Genomic DNA, 17,393 nt, shown 5'->3' on the forward strand with positions numbered 1-17,393 from the left:
TTAAGAAATATACTTTAAGTGCTCATTTTCATATTTCAGAAAAATTCCAAAGATGAAAATAATAAAATTTCAAAAACTCGCTTTTAAGCTAAACCAGACAAATACTATAGGCATATCCCTATATATTTCATATACTCAACCTAACAACACTCTACAAGAAAGAATCATATGACATTTAAAACACTCATGTTGGCGGGTCTTGCGAGTATCGCAGTTACAGCCTGTAGCTCAGCCCCAAAAATTCCTCAGCTTGATCTTGGCGTCTTACAGGAAGTACAAAATCTTGAAGTTGTTCCTGCAACTACCAACAATAAGGCAAAACTGACCAAATTCCTTGATAAATGCGTGATTGAATTTACAGGTGATATTGGTGAAAACCGTGTTGTGGAGCAGTGGTCATTTAAAGGTATGGGATTAATGAATGCCGGTTCGGCCACATTCCAGCGTGATGGCACCAGCAAAGCAGAAAAATTTAACCTGCATGATGCGAATGTTCAAAAGAACTTTGTTACCCTGCGCGATCATTTTGCCAAAGAAGCGCTAGATCAATGTAACTAGCAAACTCGCCCTGTTTTATAAAAGATAGGGCGTCCTCTATGAAGTTGCTGCATAAATCGCTGTATAACCCTCTATATCTTTTTTAAATTAAAATAATTATAAGATACTGCAATATTCTTCTTTAGCGATTCTTCACAGGATATTCATTGTTTTTAAAACATCATCCGCTACACTAAAACATTCAGACCGCTCTTTAACAAATTCGAGGTCGATTCTTAATGAATATTAAAACTCCAATACTTTTGCTCATCGCTCTTATGGGCGCTGTACCACTCCTCGCCCAGGCGAATTCTACTCAGACCTCTTCACAGATTACTAAACCGGTCACACCTTATGGTGAGAACCCAAATCTGCTGCATGTATTTGCCTATAAAGCACAAGAAGGCGTAATCAATACTGCGGAGAAAGTGGGAAAGGTGACTGAAAAAAGTATCGCCAGAATTAAACCAGATGTCGACCGCGCCTGGAACAACACCAAATCTGTTGCCTCAGATACTATTCAAAAGGTGGATCAGGGAACACAGCAGGCAGCTCAACAAGCTAACCAGAGAATCCAGAGCTCTCGAGAAGCATGGGGTGGTACACCGCAACAACCGGCGCCTATTATTCAGCAACCTCTAAGCCAGTCATCGACAGCTACCCAAACTACAGCGCCCTTACAACCCCATTCAGGTGCTACAAGCTATGCAATCACAGAACTTTAAACTTGCGTGGGGTTAAATAAATATATTGAGCTAACACGTTTCTTTAAATGCTTAACAGGCTTACACAATATTTGAGCAAAATATTAAGAGATTAGGATTATGCAACGCCCATGCTTTGGAATGGGCTGGCTGGTTAAAACTCTTTACTAATTGACCTGCCGGATAGGCTGGCCTCGTTTAAAGGCTTCAGTATTTTCAGCAAGCTGCTCTAGCATACGCTGTCGCGCCTGAACACTTCCCCAAGCAGAATGCGGTGTAATAATCAGATTTGGAATATCCTCATTCAGTAAAATATTACCCTGTTTAGGTGGCTCAACGGTGAGTACATCGCTGGCAGCTCCGGCGATTTCACCATTTTTTAAGGCTTGGGCCAATGCTGTCTCATTCACCAGTCCACCACGTGCACAGTTAATGAGAAAGGCGGTAGGTTTCATCTGTTGCAGCTCTGCTGCTCCAATCAGGTTTTGGGTCTGTTCGGTTAAAGGACAATGCAGACTCAGAAAATCAACTTGCGGCAGCAGCTCCTTTAATGGAATCCGGTCAGTCCCCCCCGGACGGCACGGTAAAGAGGCAATCTTGACCTGCATGCCAAATGCCTCTGCCAGCCGGGCTACAGCCTGTCCAAGTTCGCCATACCCTACAATTCCTAAAGTCTTTCCAGCCAGTTCAACAATCGGGAAGTCGAGTAGACAGAACTGCTTGGTCTTGTTCCATACACCAGTCCGCACCGCATGGTCATATTTTAAAAAAGACGTCGCCAGACTCAGCATAAGCAATAAGGTATGCTGGGCAACAGCCGGTGTGCCATAGCCCTGACAGTTACAGACCACGATGTTATGCTCACGGGCTGCGCTCAGATCTACATTATTGGTGCCGGTAGCAGAAATCAGAATCAGTTTTAACTTGGGAAGCTGACGAATCAGTTCGGCATTTACTCTGACTTTATTGGTAATAATGACATCGGCATTCTGTACACGCTCCAGAATTTCATCTGGTGCAGTAACTTCATGTAAAGTCAGCTGGTCAAACTGCTGTTGAAGATGGCTGATCTCCAGATCATTTTGGTTCAGTGAATTAAAGTCTAGAAATACGGCTTTCATTGGATTCATCTCCTGCGACTCTACTCTATTTAAACAGCTCGTCCATGTTTATTCCAGAGCAGTGCAAGAGATGATCCTTAGCCTACAGTTTTAGTGTTAAATTTCAGGTGACAGCAATTTGCGTTTTTTAATCACTGGTTTGTGCTGATGGCTTTTATAAAATTGCCAGGCCTCTTTTAAGACATACAGCGCGAAAGTCAGCACTACCATGACTCCCAGACCAAAAACCAGATGCGGTGTATGTACTGCACCCGCATGAGCGAAGCCAGGGAATAAAAATATTAAGCTAAACAGCAAAGATGGATAAACATTCACATCTACACTCCTTATCTTTTTTCTTTAAATTTAGGTATTTACAAAAAACCTATTACTGAATCCCGACTATAGCCCACATACAGAATAAAGCAAGTTTGTAAGATCAGGTAACTTTCATATTTAAATTCCAGCTATTTACAGACCTAAAAAAGCCGGGCTAAACCATGAAGGCTTAGCCCGGCTAACAGATTAAGCTGGCCTTTAGATCACCACAAATTTCTCTGTATTTTGAACGTGTTCTACAGAAAAATGGCAATTGCCATATTCATCACAGCTCAGGTTCAGGTTTTTATAACTGAGTACATAAAAATCCGGATATTTTTTTAGAACAATCGGACTCATGTCTGGAGAAAGTGCATCTTGCTCTTTTACCAGCCGCATAATACGGCGGTCATTCATTACCACCATATAGCGCTCATTGTTCAGATCAACACTGAGCAGACCAGTTTCTTTCGCCTGTAGAGAGATCAGATACTTGTTATTGAGACTAATTGCATCCTGACTATAGCTTTCCAGCTTCTGTGTAATTAAATTAAATACCAGATAGGCCTGATGGCAGTCCTGCAACAGGCTGCGCTGCTCCTGATCATGGGGCATGTTGACTTTAATACCCAGCTTCAACAGGTCCTGCTCATTTACCTGCTTGTTGGTCAGCAAGGTTCGGGTAATCAGCTGCTTTAATTGAGCATCCAGATATTGCCCGTCGAGCTGGAATTCACCATTTTTCAGGATTTTTCCAAGTTTGGCGCTGTGTTTTGGCAGGAACCTGGCAATAACATTACGGTAATAGAATTTACTGTTCTTTTTAACCTCACGCACCTGTTTATAAAAATATTGCTGGTCCCATTCATGTGAGATAAAGTCATTTAGCAGGGTCGAGCTGGCCAGTACAGCCAAGGCATCATGGCCGGTAAACGGTAAATGAATAGTATACAGTTGCTGAATTAGGGGCTGAATTTTTGAATAATGCTCATGATCAGCTTCAAAATACGGGTCATAAACCAGAATATACTCACTATCTGGGGCAATATCAGAGCGTTCAATCCGCATGTTGGCATTCAGGTCAGCATCAAAGAACTCGCTATAACGGCGGTCATTGACTTCATCTGGATTAATGGAGTATTGCGGAACAAAAGCAATGACCCGGTTCATGCCAAGCAAGCGAGAATATTTTATCGCAGCATAACCACCCATTGAGCCCCCATATCCAACTACATAGTCGAACTGCGCTAAAATAGGCTGTATCTGTTCCAGCATGGCCTGCATACTGGCTGCCGGAAACCATGATTTCCGCTTGGGCATGACCCCAATAACGTTGTAGTCATATTTAGAAAGAGATTTCTCGGCATTAATTGACATACCATTAGCTTTGGTAATTAAATCACCAAAGGAAAAAACCAGTTCACGAGAATGTCCTTTTAAAAAAATTACCCGGATATCGTCGTCTTCAAAAACTATCTGCTTATCCATTCGCCTATGAGGCACCGTAGCGCCTACACTTCTCCTATAAAAATGAAAACAATAAGGCCTTTGCCTGAGCCAATTTGCTCAGTATCTTATTTTATCGAGGTCACTCAAATTAAAAAGCGCAAAATATGACACATTCAATACATCCTGCCGCACAAAAAGGCTTTAGTCAGGCTGCCCGACTTTATCAGGAGGTACGGCCCAGCTATCCTAAACAGGTAATTGATTGGCTAAGGAATGACCTGAATTTAAGTCAATCGTCGTATGTTGTCGATCTGGGCACAGGTACAGGCAAATTTTTACCATATTTACAAGCTTTAACTTCTCATATTACTGCGGTTGAACCTGTTGCAGAAATGCTCGCAGAACTGGAAAAACGTTATCCGGGTGTTGTCGCATTACCGGGCACCGCACAGCATTTACCTTTAGGGAATGAGAGTCAGGATGCCGTACTTTGTGCACAATCTTTTCACTGGTTTGCTGATATTCAGAGCCTGAATGAAATTTATGAGGTGCTTAAACCGGCAGGTTATCTGGGACTGGTCTGGAACCAGCGTGATATTGAAATTGAATGGGTGCGTGCCTTGGCTGAGCTGATTGCACCATTTGAAGGAACTACTCCACGCTATCATAGTGGTCACTGGAAAGAAGTTTTTGACAATCAGTTTCTGTTTCAGCTGGAAAAGGTCAAGGTTTTATCACAAGTACAAAAAGGTACGGTAGAACAGGTGGTATCCAAACGTTTACTGTCGACCAGCTTTATTGCAGCCATGTCAGAGTCTCAACAGCAGGCCCTGAAACAGCAGTTTGAAGAAACCGTCCGGCACTATACTAACAAGCAACCTCATGATGAAATTGAATTTCCATATGTAACTTATGCTTATAGCTTTAAAAAAGTCAGTTATAAATAACTGAAAAAATCATGTTTAAAATGAGGGAGTACATATGAATAAAACAGCCCGTCTCGCTTTACCTCTGATGTTCTGTTCAGGCCTGCTACTGGGCGGCTGCCAAAAGGAAAACCCGGAAACTGGTGATCTTTCGCAGCAACAGCAGGAAGATGCAGAAGTCATGAAACAGCTGGAAACGCCTCCAGTTAAACAATTTCCGGCTACTCCGAATGATGCTCACGATATTCAGCTACTGGAAGACTATGAAAGCCGTTTTTTAGCCATGAGTGACGAACTGGAGGAAGAACTTGGTAAAATGCGTCAGGAAGGCTCGCTCACTGAAGAATTTGAGCAGCAGCGCAAACGCGAGCATATTCAGTCAGCACGTAATATGTTGCGTGAACTGGACTTAAAAACTGAGCAGGGTCGCTATATTCAGGGATTACATGCAGAATACTGGGATAATCAGGCTAAATTACTTGAACAGCAACCTGAACAAAAAGGTAATAACAATCAGGTACAGGGCTTAGGCGATTATTTACATGCGCAAGAGCAATTGAAGCACTGGAAAAACCAGCAGCAAACTGCCAGCAAACAATCACAGCCACCATTTTCTGAACCTACAAAACAGCAGTAAAAAAAGGCAGAGCTAAAATATATAATTCTTGGTAATTATACCTCTGAAACCCGAAAACATATATCCGACTGCATTATTCTGAAGTCGGGTATATGTTGCCTGGATTAAACTTCCTTTATTTAATTTCGTAACAACTTTAAATTTAACTTCTGACTTTCTCGATCCATTGAATCGAGTTTACTCGAAATAATTCACAAGCCCCTTCTCCCAAATCAGTTGGAGTAAGTGATGAGGTCCAGACCAAATCTTTATCCTTCACTTCAACCAACTCGCCATGTAAACGGACCAGATCACCCCGTTTCACTTTCTTAATTTCTTGGGCAATTTTAGGATTGGCTGGAATAATATGCATATTTGATACCATTTGCATGGCCTGTTTCGGTGGTACTGGAAGCTTGTCTATTTTCCAGTTCAGGAAACGGTCATATTGGTTCACACTGATACGCCGGGCAATTTCCGGCTCGGCAAACATTCCCCAACTGACTGCATAATCAATGGGGGAAAATTTGGCTTGTTCATCATGAGTATAGATTTTTGAACCTAATATACGGAAATCACCAGCGAAAGGTTTAAGTACTGCAATAGACTGATCTTTTACAGCAGGTGCCAATCCTTTAGCAATATTATATTCAGCAGAGGTCGATGCACTGGCCTGTCCTACCCATAAGCCCAGTAATACACTACATATTAAGCGTTTTGACATCAATTTCCCCCTGTAATCAGCGTGTTTCTTAACTCTATATTAGAAGAAGAAAATATGAAAATAGTATCAAATTTTAGTAACAATCAGCATGGTTTAGGTTTGATTTTGTCTTGACTCTATTTATTTAAACGCGGGTCTAAGCGCTATACTTCATCAAAATCAATACGCACGGTCTCAAAACGTACCCGCCCGTCACGGATTGCCTGAGCAATTGCCTGCTGGCCTTTGGTTAAGCGTGCATTTCCACTTTTAATATCAATCAGCACTACTTCAATTTCATCTGCTCGGCCTTCGCCATCACGAAAGTCGGTATAGCCATCAAATACTACATAATCCACTGGGTCCCCTAAAAATTTGGCATCGCTCGGCAAATACTGGAACTCAGGCAGGATTGGAGCCAGCTGTTCGGCCATTTTGCCCTTGAGGACTGCACGGCTAGTGTTTACACTGCGCTTTTGTGCATGAGTCAGTGCCTGCTGGTGTTCACGTTCTAGCTCGGCAATATACTGTTCATATTCTGCCTTGATTCGTCCATTACGTGTATTTGACAAAATGAAAGTGGCAAGTACCACACCGATGCAGGCACCAATCAGCATGGCCATCCAGATTGACATATATATTCCTCATATTTCATGTGCATAGTAATGTATAGAGTCTTACAACTTTTGTCATGTGTCACATTTCTCACATAAAAAGCTGCTAAGCTAGGGTAGAGATAGATCATTGTACTAAAGTGAATGAAAACAATATTGATTGCCAACCAGAAAGGGGGCTGTGGAAAAACCATTGCAGCAATCACTTTAGCCACGGCACTCTCCCAAAAAGGTTATCGGGTCGGGCTGGCAGATGCAGATTACCAGAAGTCAGCCTTACAATGGCTAAAGCTACGACCTGAAACAGCCACGCCAATTATTGCTCTAGACTGGCGAAAAGAAAAACAGATCGGTGAAGCTCCCGCAGACCTGGACTATTTAATTATTGATGCGCCCGGTGCATTACGTGGAGAGCATGCTGAACAGCTGATCCGTGAAAGCCAGCATATTATTGTTCCGCTTCAACCTTCTTTTTTTGATATTGACAGTACCCGGCGTTTTTTAAAACATCTCCAAGAGATCAGGCGGATACAAAAAGGCAAGGTAAAAATTCTGCTGCTGGCAAACCGGATCAAGTCACCAAAAAGTAATCAGCAGGATATGCAAAGCTTTTTTCAAAAAGTTGGACAGGAACCTGTAGCCTGGATTGCAGAACGTTCAGCTTATGCCAAACAGGCCATGCAGGGGTTGGCTATATTTGATAAATATCAGAAAAATCTGCTGGTTTTACAAGCTCAGTGGCAACCGGTTCTGGATAGCATTATTGAAGATCCAACCGAGTGGTTCTGATTTTTGAGCTGCTATCCGTTCTTTTTATATCGTGTAATTTATTCACGGACCTACACCCGGCATTCATTTCCCCGGTGAGTATTTTCGGTTAATATGATTAATCGGCTATCAAAGATCAGAGAAATCAGTGCAACAATATGCTCCAACCCTACAGCGGGTTTTGTTATTTGGACTGTTTTTTATATTGGTATTTTTGGGCTTCCATGTGCTCAAATACTTTATTGTACCGGTCCTTTGGGCAGCAATTATCGCCTATATGACCTGGCCACTTTATCTGTCTATCCAGCGGATGTGCGGGCAGCGTTCAAGTATCAGTGCGTCTGTCATGATTGTTCTGATTATTCTGGTCATTGGTATTCCCCTGACCTTTGCTATTTTCATTTTGCAGCATGAAGGCCGTAACCTGTATTACGAGCTGCAACGCCAGATTTTTTCCGGTCATGTTTCTGTACCTGATTTTATCCGCGAGTTACCTATCATTGGTAAAGAAGTTACCCGGACCTTAAAAGAGCTAAATACTGACCCGCAGTCCATTACCCAAAATGTAGCTGCCTGGATCCAAGGTCATTTAGGTTATGGCCGTTTCGTCCTGAATGAAATTAGCAAAAATATTATTAAACTCTGTTTTGCGATCATGTCCTTATTCTTTTTTTACCGTGACGGACAGACTATTTTAAGACAGGTCAGTACAGCCATGGAAAAAGTAATTGGGCCACGTATCCATCATTATATGGACACTATTTCAGAAACTACCCGTGCCGTAGTTTATGGTGTGGGTCTAACTGCAATTGCTCAGGCAATCCTGGCTGGCTTAAGTTATGTAGTAGCGGGGGTGCCTAATCCAATGGTCCTGACTATTGCAACTTTCTTACTGGCATTAATTCCATTTGGTACCCCGGTCGCCTATGGCTCGGTTGCTCTCTGGCTATTTTCACAGGGACAGACGGTAGAAGCCATTGGTGTATTTGCATGGGGTGTCTGTATTGTCAGTACATCAGATAATGTTATTCGACCACTGGTAATCTCTGGTGCGACTCAAATCCCTTTCCTGCTTATCATGTTTGGGGTTCTAGGTGGAGTCGCCAGTTTTGGCCTGGTTGGTCTATTCATTGGTCCGGTAATCTTAGCCGTAATACTGGCAATCTGGCGTGAATGGCTGCATGAAACCACTGAACCCGAACCTGTGCCGGATGCTTCTTTGGCCTATGAAATCTTAAATGATGAAGAGCCGCCGAAATCACCATAAATGATTAAAGTTAATAAACTTATACAAGACCATACTTAATGCTGATTGTGTATTGAATAGTGCTTTGCTTGAATTGGACTGCACAATAGTCACAATCAGGATGCACTGTATGTTTCCCTCCCTATTTAAAGTTAGCGCGCTTTGTGCACTGACTGCGGCGGTATCGGTAGGTTGTACTACCATGGATCATCACAATTCAGCCAAACAGCAGACCGTTACTGTACATGCTGTTTCACCTGAAGGTGTGGGTAGTAAAATCGGTACAGTTACCTTTCATGACAGTCCGCAGGGGCTTATAGTCATGACCAATCTGTCTAGTCTGCCTTCAGGTCAGCATGGCTTCCATATCCATGAACGTGGCTCATGCGAACCAGCGATGAAAGACGGAAAAATGACTGCCGCCCAGGCTGCTGGTGGACATTTTAACCCGACAGGTACAGGTCATGGTACTCCAACCACTGGTCATCTGGGGGACCTGCCCACTGTTACGGTAGATTCCAACGGGAAAGCTAATCAGACCTTGCTAGCACCGCGTCTGACCTTGAGCCAGATCCAAGGACTTTCGGTCATGGTACATGCAGGTGGTGATAACTATTCAGATCACCCTAAACCGCTTGGTGGTGGTGGTGAGCGTATTGCCTGTGGTGTAATTAAATAGAATATAGCTCCTATAAAAAAAATGTGGACATCTCAACAGATGTCCATATTTTTTATTGCCTACTTAATGGGTATTTAATTCAGATCCTGCTGCTGACGCCGCTGCATTACTTTATTTAAAAGCATCCGTGGAAATGTAAACCAGAGCGCAATCAGTACAAGACATGCCAGACTGTATCCCAATAAATGAAACTGCTCGTAAAGCATACGAACCAGCTCAATAATAATGAAGAAGCTGAACATCAATAGCATTGATACTGCGGCTGCAACTGTTCCCTTAGAAACCTGTGATGACATCAGGGCAAACCGGTAAAGAACAGAAAAGCTCAGTCCCTCTCCAAAGCTGATCAAGGTCATTCCAATGATCAGACTCCACAAAAAATATGCTGGCCAGATCACGCCCAGAAGCAGGATAAAAGTACCGAATAGCATAATAGGCAGGCCTATAAGTACTGTTTTTCCTAATGCCAGCTTGTCGATCACTTTAATCAGTACAATATTGCCCAGGATCAGACCGCCAAGTACCGGAAACTGTGCCATGCCATATTGCAGACTGCTGAGTCCGAGTTCTTCGACCAGCATGACTGGAGAGAGTGCAATCCATAACATCAGCGGCATGCTGACCATCGGTAAAGCGAATGTTAAGCCTAAAAAATGCTTATCCTGATAAACCTTTTTGAAATCATAAAGAATATAGCTGATCGGCTGTTTAGGAATACTCTGCTTATACTCCGGCATTTTAGCTTTCAGACCAAACCAGCTTAAAAATGCCAGCAAGGCAATACCGATAAAACCCCAGTGCCAAGAAACATGGTCAATTAAAAAAGCACCCAAAATAGGGCCAAGCAAAGGTGCCAGCAAGGAGATATTGGCCATGAGTGCCATGACCTTAATCGCGTCACGCTCTTCAAAAGTTTCCTGAATGGCAGCATAGCCTACTGCGGTAATTACCGTCAGGCCAATGCCCTGTAAAAAACGCAGGGCCAGGAAAGTTTCAATACGTTGCGTCAATAAAATCAGCAGGCAGCACACTACAAAGAATAATACTCCAGAGAGCAGAACTTTTTTGCGGCCAAGACGGTCTGAAAGTGGTCCTAAAAGCCATGCAACACAGGCGCCACCCAATAGATAAAATGACATTGAAGAAGGTGCCCAGCTACTGCTGACTCCGAAGTCTCTAGTAATAGCAAGCATTGCCGGCTGGACCAGATCATTGCCGATATACACTGAAAATTCGAACAGGACCAAAGCCAATGGGAACATGAGCGTAGCGCGGCTCAATGTGGTGGTTTGAATATTTTGCATTGTTATCTACATATCTTTATCGGCTTGTAAGGCTGAGTATCATTTTTAGGGAGATAAACGTCAGCCCAATGACAAGCACTGAGTATTTAAAAATTAAGTTTTAGAAAATGCGCTTGAGAGCAGCGACTTAGAACACTGTATTCACAAAGTGTCTAGCAAGATAAAAATAATGATGTGAGATTTTATGACTTCACCAAGTACACCCACTTGGTCAAGTCAGTATAGTCTAACAGAGAATAATCTTAAATACTGTGAATTTTACAGCCGCAAAATTTATGTGTAGCAGTCTTCTTTTAAGAAAAATAAATAATTATATTTTTTACAGTGATCCACCCATTCCAGAAAATAAGGCTATATCGAGCGGATCCACCTTTAGCCGAATTATCTCTATAGATCAGTTATATATTTTCAGGGACACTGAGCAGCCTGAAAAGACTTGGTATTTTTACCACGCATGCATTGGTATGAACGTTGGGTATTTACCAGTTCCCAGTTATTTTCAATATGTTTGAAACTATAAATAGTGCGAACTGAACGGACCGAATCATCTTTTAAGCCGGTTTCAGTAACCTTTACCTGAGCTGCTGTCGGACGCTCAATATTATTAAAAAACTGGCGTATTTCTACTGTAGCAAGATCTTTGAGCAGCTCGGGACGCTCCTGTAAAACTTGCTGTATAGGTGTATCAGACTTAAAGTTCATGAGCTTGCTGGTTGTAGCGCAGCCACTCATCACGCCCAGTAACAGCGAAGATAAAATAAAAACTCTTAACATTGCATGTTCCCCTTCAGCAAAAAAAGCGTAGCCATTGTGCTACGCTTTTTTTGTTTACACTATTAAAGCTATGTAGTCTTAAAGATCAAACAGTTTGCCCGGATTCATAATACCATTCGGATCAAATACTTTTTTAAGGGCCTTCATATATTCAATCTCTTCAGCAGAACGGCTATAGTCGAGATAAGGCTTTTTGGTCATTCCAACCCCATGCTCGGCAGAAATTGAACCATCATATTTTTTTACGGTCTCAAATACATATTTGTTAACGACTTGGCATTTAGCAAAGAACTCGTCTTTACTCAGATTTTCAGGTTTTAAAATATTCAGGTGCAGATTGCCATCGCCAATATGCCCAAACCAGCAGATTTCAAAATCTGGATAATTGGCCTGAACAATTGCATCAATTTCCTTAATAAACGCCGGTACATGCGTGATCAATACTGAAATATCATTTTTATAGGGAGTAAATGGGGCAATTGACTCGGAAATATCTTCACGCAGACGCCATAGATTTTGTGCCTGGTCCAGAGTCTGACTCATCACACCATCAAGTACCCAGCCGTGCTCCATGCAATGTTCAAAGATTTCCATTGCCTTATCCATGATTGGCTCATAAGGTGCTTCAAACTCAAGCAGAACATAAAATGGGCACTGGCTTTCAAATGGACGCTGTACACGACCATGGGCTAGCACTTTCTGCATTGCCAGTTCACCAAAGAACTCAAATGCTGTCAGATCGATCTTGCTCTGGAACGCATGCAGAATAGGCATGATCGCATCAAAATCTGGCACACCCAGTACCATGACCTGTAAGTCTTGTGGCTGACGTTCCAGCTTGATTTCAGCTTCAGTTACCAGCCCCAATGTACCTTCTCCACCAATAAACAGATGTTGCAAGGCATACCCGGTTGCATTTTTAATCATACCTTTGTTCAGGCGTAAAATATCACCTTTACCAGTTACTACAGTCAGGCCCAACACCCAGTTACGAGTCATGCCATATTTAATAACCTTAATACCGCCTGCATTGGTACCGATATTGCCGCCAATTTGAGATGAACCTGAAGAAGCAAAATCAACCGGATAGTACATCCCCTGTTCTTCTGCATAAGACTGCAACTGCTCGGTTACAATACCCGCCTGTACCCGTACCATCCGGTCTGCCGGAAAAAATTCCAGTACCTGGTTCATTTTATCCAAGCTCACCACGATTTCACCATTGGCTGCTACTGCTCCAGCAGAGAGCCCGGTACGCCCCCCTGAAGGGGTAATCGCAATATTAAACTGATTGGCCAGCTTGACGACTTGCTGAACCTGCTCTGTACTGGATGGAAAAACGATGACTGACGGGTTAGGTTCAAAATGCTTGGTATAGTCCCTGCCCCAGGCATCCAGACTGGCAGCATCGGTTTTAATACGGTTTTCCCCAACAATTGCAGAAAGTTGGGTCAATAATTCAGGTGCTAAAGTAACTGGAGCATTCATCGTTTTGCGGACCTAGCAAGAAATAGATTAGAAGTGCGGCACTATAGAAGCTTCATTTTCAATAAAATTTAAAGAACAACAATCTGATCATGAAATAGAAGCACTGCTTTGGACAAGATGAAAAAACCGTGAAATTTTTTCATTCCGGTATTAAAAGCGCTTACATTTTACCCCTAAGTCAGGCCGGGATAAAGCATGCTAAAAATATACTGTCACAACACCATTTATATAAGTACAGCAGGTTTTCAGGTTATGTTTGGCATGCTGGCGTTTTATAAAACCAGCCTAGCGACCATAAAGCAGGAAAATATCCACTGAGGCAGTCATAAAGCAAATGTCTATAGGGCGACCAATATGTTATCATACTGCCACTAAATTTGGCCTTTGTAGCGGAGCGGTAATGAGCCAACACCTTTCACTTCCTAAAGATAAAATTCGTTTCTTGTTGCTAGAAGGCGTTCACCAAAACGCGATCGACACTTTAAATGCTGCAGGTTATACCAACATTGACTATCGCAAGACTGCGCTTGAAGGCGAAGCGCTCAAGGAAGCGATCAGAGATGCCCACTTCATCGGTATACGTTCTCGCACGCAGTTGACCGAAGAGATTTTCGAAGCAGCCAACAAGCTTATCGCGGTTGGCTGTTTTTGTATCGGTACCAACCAGGTTGACCTAAAAGCAGCAATGGAACGTGGTATTCCGGTATTTAATGCACCTTATTCAAATACCCGTTCTGTAGCAGAGCTGGTACTGGCAGAAACCATTCTGCTACTTCGTGGTGTGCCTGAGAAATCTACTTCCTGTCATCGTGGTGGCTGGAATAAATCTGCCAACGGTTCATTTGAAACACGTGGCAAAACTTTAGGTATTGTGGGTTACGGCTCAATTGGTTCACAGCTGTCTGTCTTGGCTGAAAGCCTGGGCATGCAAGTTATTTATTATGATGTAGTAACTAAACTGCCTATGGGTAATGCCCGTCAGATAGGCTCTTTAGATGAGTTGCTTGCAACTGCTGATGTAGTGTCTCTACATGTACCAGATGTTCCATCTACCCGTAATTTCTTTACAAAAGAACAGTTTGCAAAAATGAAGCCGGGTTCAATCTTTTTAAATGCAGCACGCGGCACCTGTGTGGTGATTGAAGATCTGGCCGATGCTATTAAATCTGGCCATATTGCTGGCGCTGCTGTGGACGTATTCCCGAAAGAGCCAAAAGCAAATGGGGAAGAGTTCGTCTCTCCACTGCGTGGTCTTGATAATGTGATCCTGACACCACATGTTGGTGGCTCTACCATGGAAGCACAGGCAAATATCGGTTTGGAAGTAGCTGAAAAATTTGTGGCCTATTCTGATAAAGGTATGACACTTTCTGCAGTTAATTTCCCGGAAATTGCCTTACCGCTGACCGAAGGCAAACACCGTCTGCTACACATTCACAAAAACGTGCCTGGCGTACTGTCAAAAATCAATACTTTGTTTGCCGAGCATAATATTAATATCTCGGGCCAGTCATTAATGACTAAAGGTGACGTAGGTTATCTGGTGATGGATGTAGATGCTTCCGCATCTCAAGAAGCACTCGATACTCTGCATCAAGTAGAAGGCACAATCCGCGTTCGTGTACTGTTCTGATCCGTACAAATACTGACAAAGCCACAACCGTGAGGTTGTGGCTTTTTCTTTGTGCCAGTCCTATAGTGAACCTGATATTATCCTTTTGATTACTCCAGTCTTTTTTTCATGCTTAATATAAAACAGGCACCGCATTTACAAGCTCTGTTGCTTCTTATACTGGCGATGCTTTCAGTACAGGGTAGCGGATCATTTGCCAAAGTACTGATCAGTGAGTTTCCGGTCATTACTGTGGCAGCACTGCGTTTAATGTTTAGTGCACTCATTCTCGCTGCAGTGTTTCAAATCTGGAAAATTAATCTCAGGAATATCCGCTGGAAAGCCATCTTGAGTTATGGACTGGCACTAGCTGGCATGAACTTGCTGTTTTATTTATCTATAGCCCGGTTACCATTAGGAATTGCAGTCGCTTTTGAGTTTATTGGCCCTTTGAGTGTAGCTCTGTTTTTTGCCCGTCAGCGCTATGATTTTATCTGGATCGGCCTTGCGGTATTAGGCCTTTTGTTACTTCTACCCTTAGATGAAACGCAGCAGTCACTTGATCTGTTAGGTGTAGCTTATGCATTAGGAGCCGGCGCCTGTTGGGCTGTCTATATTATTGCAGGGCAAAAACCTTCGGGTATTTCAGGGAATCATACTGTCTGCCTAGGCATGATGGTCGGTACATGCTGTTTGCTTCCAGCCGCTTTATTGTTTACACCCGCTACTCTTAGCGCATTTGAATTACCTCATATAGGTTCTTTTATTGTCCTTGCCATACTGGCCAGTGCCTTGCCTTTTTCTCTAGAAATGATTGCACTACGTAATCTGACTGCACTTAGCTTTGGTACTTTAATGAGTCTGGAACCTGCGATTGCTGCATTTTCAGGTTTTTTATTTCTGGATGAACAGCTGCTCTGGAGCCAGTGGCTCGCATTAGTAACTATTATTGCTGCTTCAATTGGCTGTACAGTAACAACTCAACGCGCGCGCCTGCGCGCCCAAGCTAAAAATTCCTCGGCCTCTTCAAACTAGGTATTTTTTCCCAGCTCTATTTATCCGGGCTTTGGTTATAATAGACGCTATCTCTTTCTTTACGATCTGGGTAAATGCTCTGATCACGCGCGCCTATGTCAAACTCATCTTTGCTTGCTGTGCTATTCATGGTTTTATCCATGATTTCCTATCAGATCAGTGCATCCTTTGCCAAACAGCTTTTTTCAGTTCTGGATCCGCTGACTGTAACTATTTTAAGGCTGTGTTTTGCCGCTGTACTCGTAACTCTCATGTTTCGTTCCTGGCGTATCATTTCAAGATTGCCTTATTTACGGTGGCGTGATCTGCTCTGCTATAGCGCATCACTTGGCCTGATGAATATTCTGTTTTATCTGTCACTAGATAAACTTCCTCAAGGTATTGCAGTTGGGCTGGAGTTTGCAGGCCCGCTAGGCTTGGCTTTATTGTCGGTCAAATACCGTAGCGACTACATCTGGGTATTACTGGCTATTATTGGAATTGTACTGATGGTGCCTTGGGGCAGTGCCAATGCCGAGAATTTTTCAGTATTTGGAGCTGCCTGTGCACTGGGGGCCGGCTTCTGCTGGGCAATTTATATTTATTTTGGTCAAAAAGTAGTACAGCAAAATATTGGAATGCATGCATTGACGATTGCCATTATTATCTCAGCACTGGCACTCTTGCCTATCGGATTATATCAGGATGCTCCTGCACTAGTGCAAACCCAGCATTGGGGTAAAGTACTTATGGTTGCCTTATTGGCTACCGCTATACCTTATGCACTGGATCTGCTGGCACTGAAAAGCCTGAGTAAACTTAGCTATGGTACCCTCTCCAGTCTCTCGCCTGCACTGGCTGCGCTGGCTGGCATGGTCCTGTTAAAAGAACAGATTAATACCTGGCAGTGGGTCGCGCTTGGCTGCATTATGCTTGCCTCAGTTGGTGTAACGGTAGGAACCAGCAAACGCTCACGCCAACCGGTCACCGATTTCTAAAAGCCCAATAAACCAAAAAAGATGGCTCTTGCCATCTTTTTCTGATACTACAGCATGGTTTTACTGATTTCCTTATAGTGTTCATATTCGTTCAGATATTGTTTGGCCAATACAGTTTTTTGCTGCTCATCCAGAATTTTGCCAGCCTGCTGAAAAAAACGGTGTTCTTCTTCAGTCAGATGGTGATGAACCGTCTCAGTCAGTTTTTTTGCCAGTGCCAGCCAGCCTGTATTACTCATATCCAGCTCGGTGAGCTCTTCAACCATTTCATCCATTTCATGATGTTCAGCCAAAGCATGGCGAGTAATACCCAGACCGGAATCAGTCATCATTAAGGGAATATAAAAAAAGCGGTCTTCAGCCACTTCATGAGCGAACAGCTCGTTTTTAAGTGCTTGAAATACACTACGGCGCTCTGGAGAGTCTCCATGGGTTTTTAAAAGCTGGTCAGCAAGATCGCGCTGGCGTTCATGACTCTCGCGCAATGCTTCAAATATATTCATACTGCTCCCCTTTCTCTAAAATATTCATTGGCTAAGGTGA

The 17,393-nt window shown here is 43.0% G+C and carries 19 protein-coding genes; 10 read left to right on the forward strand and 9 right to left on the reverse strand.

Annotated features, from left to right (window positions below):
- Window positions 1-168 precede the first annotated feature (168 nt).
- On the forward strand, window positions 169-558 hold the full coding sequence (locus tag N518_RS0100510) for a hypothetical protein (protein ID WP_005024359.1): 390 nt from the start codon (window positions 169-171) through the stop codon (window positions 556-558).
- Between the two features lie 218 nt (window positions 559-776).
- Complete coding sequence (locus N518_RS0100515; protein WP_005024357.1) at window positions 777-1,262, forward strand: hypothetical protein; 486 nt, start codon at window positions 777-779, stop codon at window positions 1,260-1,262.
- Between the two features lie 146 nt (window positions 1,263-1,408).
- Here the strand turns inward: N518_RS0100515 and N518_RS0100520 are convergent, their stop codons facing one another.
- The 3 genes from N518_RS0100520 to N518_RS0100530 all read right to left on the reverse strand — a co-directional run bounded on the left by N518_RS0100520 (window position 1,409) and on the right by N518_RS0100530 (window position 4,147).
- Entirely contained in the window at window positions 1,409-2,362 is a 954-nt protein-coding gene (locus N518_RS0100520; RefSeq protein WP_017400879.1) for a 2-hydroxyacid dehydrogenase, read from the reverse strand.
- Between the two features lie 96 nt (window positions 2,363-2,458).
- A complete protein-coding gene (locus N518_RS0100525) occupies window positions 2,459-2,677 on the reverse strand; it encodes a hypothetical protein (protein ID WP_005024353.1) in 219 nt (72 codons plus the stop codon).
- A gap of 201 nt (window positions 2,678-2,878) precedes the next feature.
- Complete coding sequence (locus tag N518_RS0100530; RefSeq protein WP_005024351.1) at window positions 2,879-4,147, reverse strand: hypothetical protein; 1,269 nt, start codon at window positions 4,145-4,147, stop codon at window positions 2,879-2,881.
- A 125-nt stretch (window positions 4,148-4,272) separates the two neighbouring features.
- On the opposite strand from N518_RS0100530, the gene N518_RS0100535 reads away from it, so the two are divergent.
- A complete protein-coding gene (locus tag N518_RS0100535) occupies window positions 4,273-5,055 on the forward strand; it encodes a class I SAM-dependent methyltransferase (RefSeq protein WP_005024349.1) in 783 nt (260 codons plus the stop codon).
- Between the two features lie 34 nt (window positions 5,056-5,089).
- Window positions 5,090-5,671, forward strand: coding sequence for a hypothetical protein (locus N518_RS0100540; protein ID WP_005024347.1), 582 nt, complete (start codon window positions 5,090-5,092; stop codon window positions 5,669-5,671).
- A gap of 142 nt (window positions 5,672-5,813) precedes the next feature.
- On the opposite strand, the gene N518_RS0100545 is transcribed toward N518_RS0100540, so the two are convergent.
- Together N518_RS0100545 and N518_RS0100550 are read right to left on the reverse strand one after the other, a co-directional pair.
- A complete protein-coding gene (locus N518_RS0100545) occupies window positions 5,814-6,374 on the reverse strand; it encodes a hypothetical protein (RefSeq protein ID WP_005018223.1) in 561 nt (186 codons plus the stop codon).
- A 143-nt stretch (window positions 6,375-6,517) separates the two neighbouring features.
- A complete protein-coding gene (locus N518_RS0100550) occupies window positions 6,518-6,988 on the reverse strand; it encodes a Holliday junction resolvase-like protein (RefSeq protein WP_005024343.1) in 471 nt (156 codons plus the stop codon).
- A gap of 123 nt (window positions 6,989-7,111) precedes the next feature.
- Between N518_RS0100550 and N518_RS0100555 the strand changes: the two genes are divergently transcribed.
- The 3 genes from N518_RS0100555 (at window position 7,112) to sodC (ending at window position 9,660) form a co-directional block, all read left to right on the forward strand.
- Window positions 7,112-7,756 carry a ParA family protein gene (locus N518_RS0100555; RefSeq protein ID WP_005024342.1) on the forward strand — a complete coding sequence of 215 codons (645 nt, stop codon included), beginning with the start codon at window positions 7,112-7,114 and terminating at the stop codon, window positions 7,754-7,756.
- A gap of 127 nt (window positions 7,757-7,883) precedes the next feature.
- Window positions 7,884-9,002: an AI-2E family transporter gene (locus N518_RS0100560; protein ID WP_005024339.1), complete on the forward strand. Its 1,119-nt coding sequence runs from the start codon at window positions 7,884-7,886 to the stop codon at window positions 9,000-9,002.
- Between the two features lie 109 nt (window positions 9,003-9,111).
- Window positions 9,112-9,660 (forward strand): superoxide dismutase family protein, encoded by a 549-nt coding sequence (gene sodC, locus N518_RS0100565; RefSeq protein ID WP_005024337.1) that lies wholly within the window; start codon window positions 9,112-9,114, stop codon window positions 9,658-9,660.
- A 74-nt stretch (window positions 9,661-9,734) separates the two neighbouring features.
- On the opposite strand, the gene N518_RS0100570 is transcribed toward sodC, so the two are convergent.
- From N518_RS0100570 to N518_RS0100580, 3 genes are all read right to left on the reverse strand, one after another.
- A complete protein-coding gene (locus N518_RS0100570) occupies window positions 9,735-10,964 on the reverse strand; it encodes an MFS transporter (protein ID WP_005024335.1) in 1,230 nt (409 codons plus the stop codon).
- A gap of 408 nt (window positions 10,965-11,372) precedes the next feature.
- On the reverse strand, window positions 11,373-11,738 hold the full coding sequence (locus N518_RS0100575; protein WP_005024332.1) for a hypothetical protein: 366 nt from the start codon (window positions 11,736-11,738) through the stop codon (window positions 11,373-11,375).
- A 78-nt stretch (window positions 11,739-11,816) separates the two neighbouring features.
- Complete coding sequence (locus N518_RS0100580; protein ID WP_017400873.1) at window positions 11,817-13,226, reverse strand: FAD-binding oxidoreductase; 1,410 nt, start codon at window positions 13,224-13,226, stop codon at window positions 11,817-11,819.
- 400 nt (window positions 13,227-13,626) lie between these two features.
- Between N518_RS0100580 and serA the strand changes: the two genes are divergently transcribed.
- From serA to N518_RS0100600, 3 genes are all read left to right on the forward strand, one after another.
- Complete coding sequence (serA, locus tag N518_RS0100585) at window positions 13,627-14,859, forward strand: phosphoglycerate dehydrogenase (RefSeq protein ID WP_017400872.1); 1,233 nt, start codon at window positions 13,627-13,629, stop codon at window positions 14,857-14,859.
- A gap of 108 nt (window positions 14,860-14,967) precedes the next feature.
- Window positions 14,968-15,873, forward strand: a complete 906-nt coding sequence (locus tag N518_RS0100590) for an EamA family transporter (protein ID WP_017400871.1) — start codon at window positions 14,968-14,970, stop codon at window positions 15,871-15,873.
- 95 nt (window positions 15,874-15,968) lie between these two features.
- A complete protein-coding gene (locus N518_RS0100600) occupies window positions 15,969-16,850 on the forward strand; it encodes an EamA family transporter (RefSeq protein WP_026056639.1) in 882 nt (293 codons plus the stop codon).
- A 47-nt stretch (window positions 16,851-16,897) separates the two neighbouring features.
- On the opposite strand, the gene N518_RS0100605 is transcribed toward N518_RS0100600, so the two are convergent.
- On the reverse strand, window positions 16,898-17,353 hold the full coding sequence (locus N518_RS0100605; protein WP_005018199.1) for a hemerythrin domain-containing protein: 456 nt from the start codon (window positions 17,351-17,353) through the stop codon (window positions 16,898-16,900).
- Between the last annotated feature and the right edge of the window lie 40 nt (window positions 17,354-17,393).

Source organism: Acinetobacter sp. UNC436CL71CviS28 (genome assembly GCF_000620525.1).
GTDB lineage: Bacteria > Pseudomonadota > Gammaproteobacteria > Pseudomonadales > Moraxellaceae > Acinetobacter > Acinetobacter radioresistens.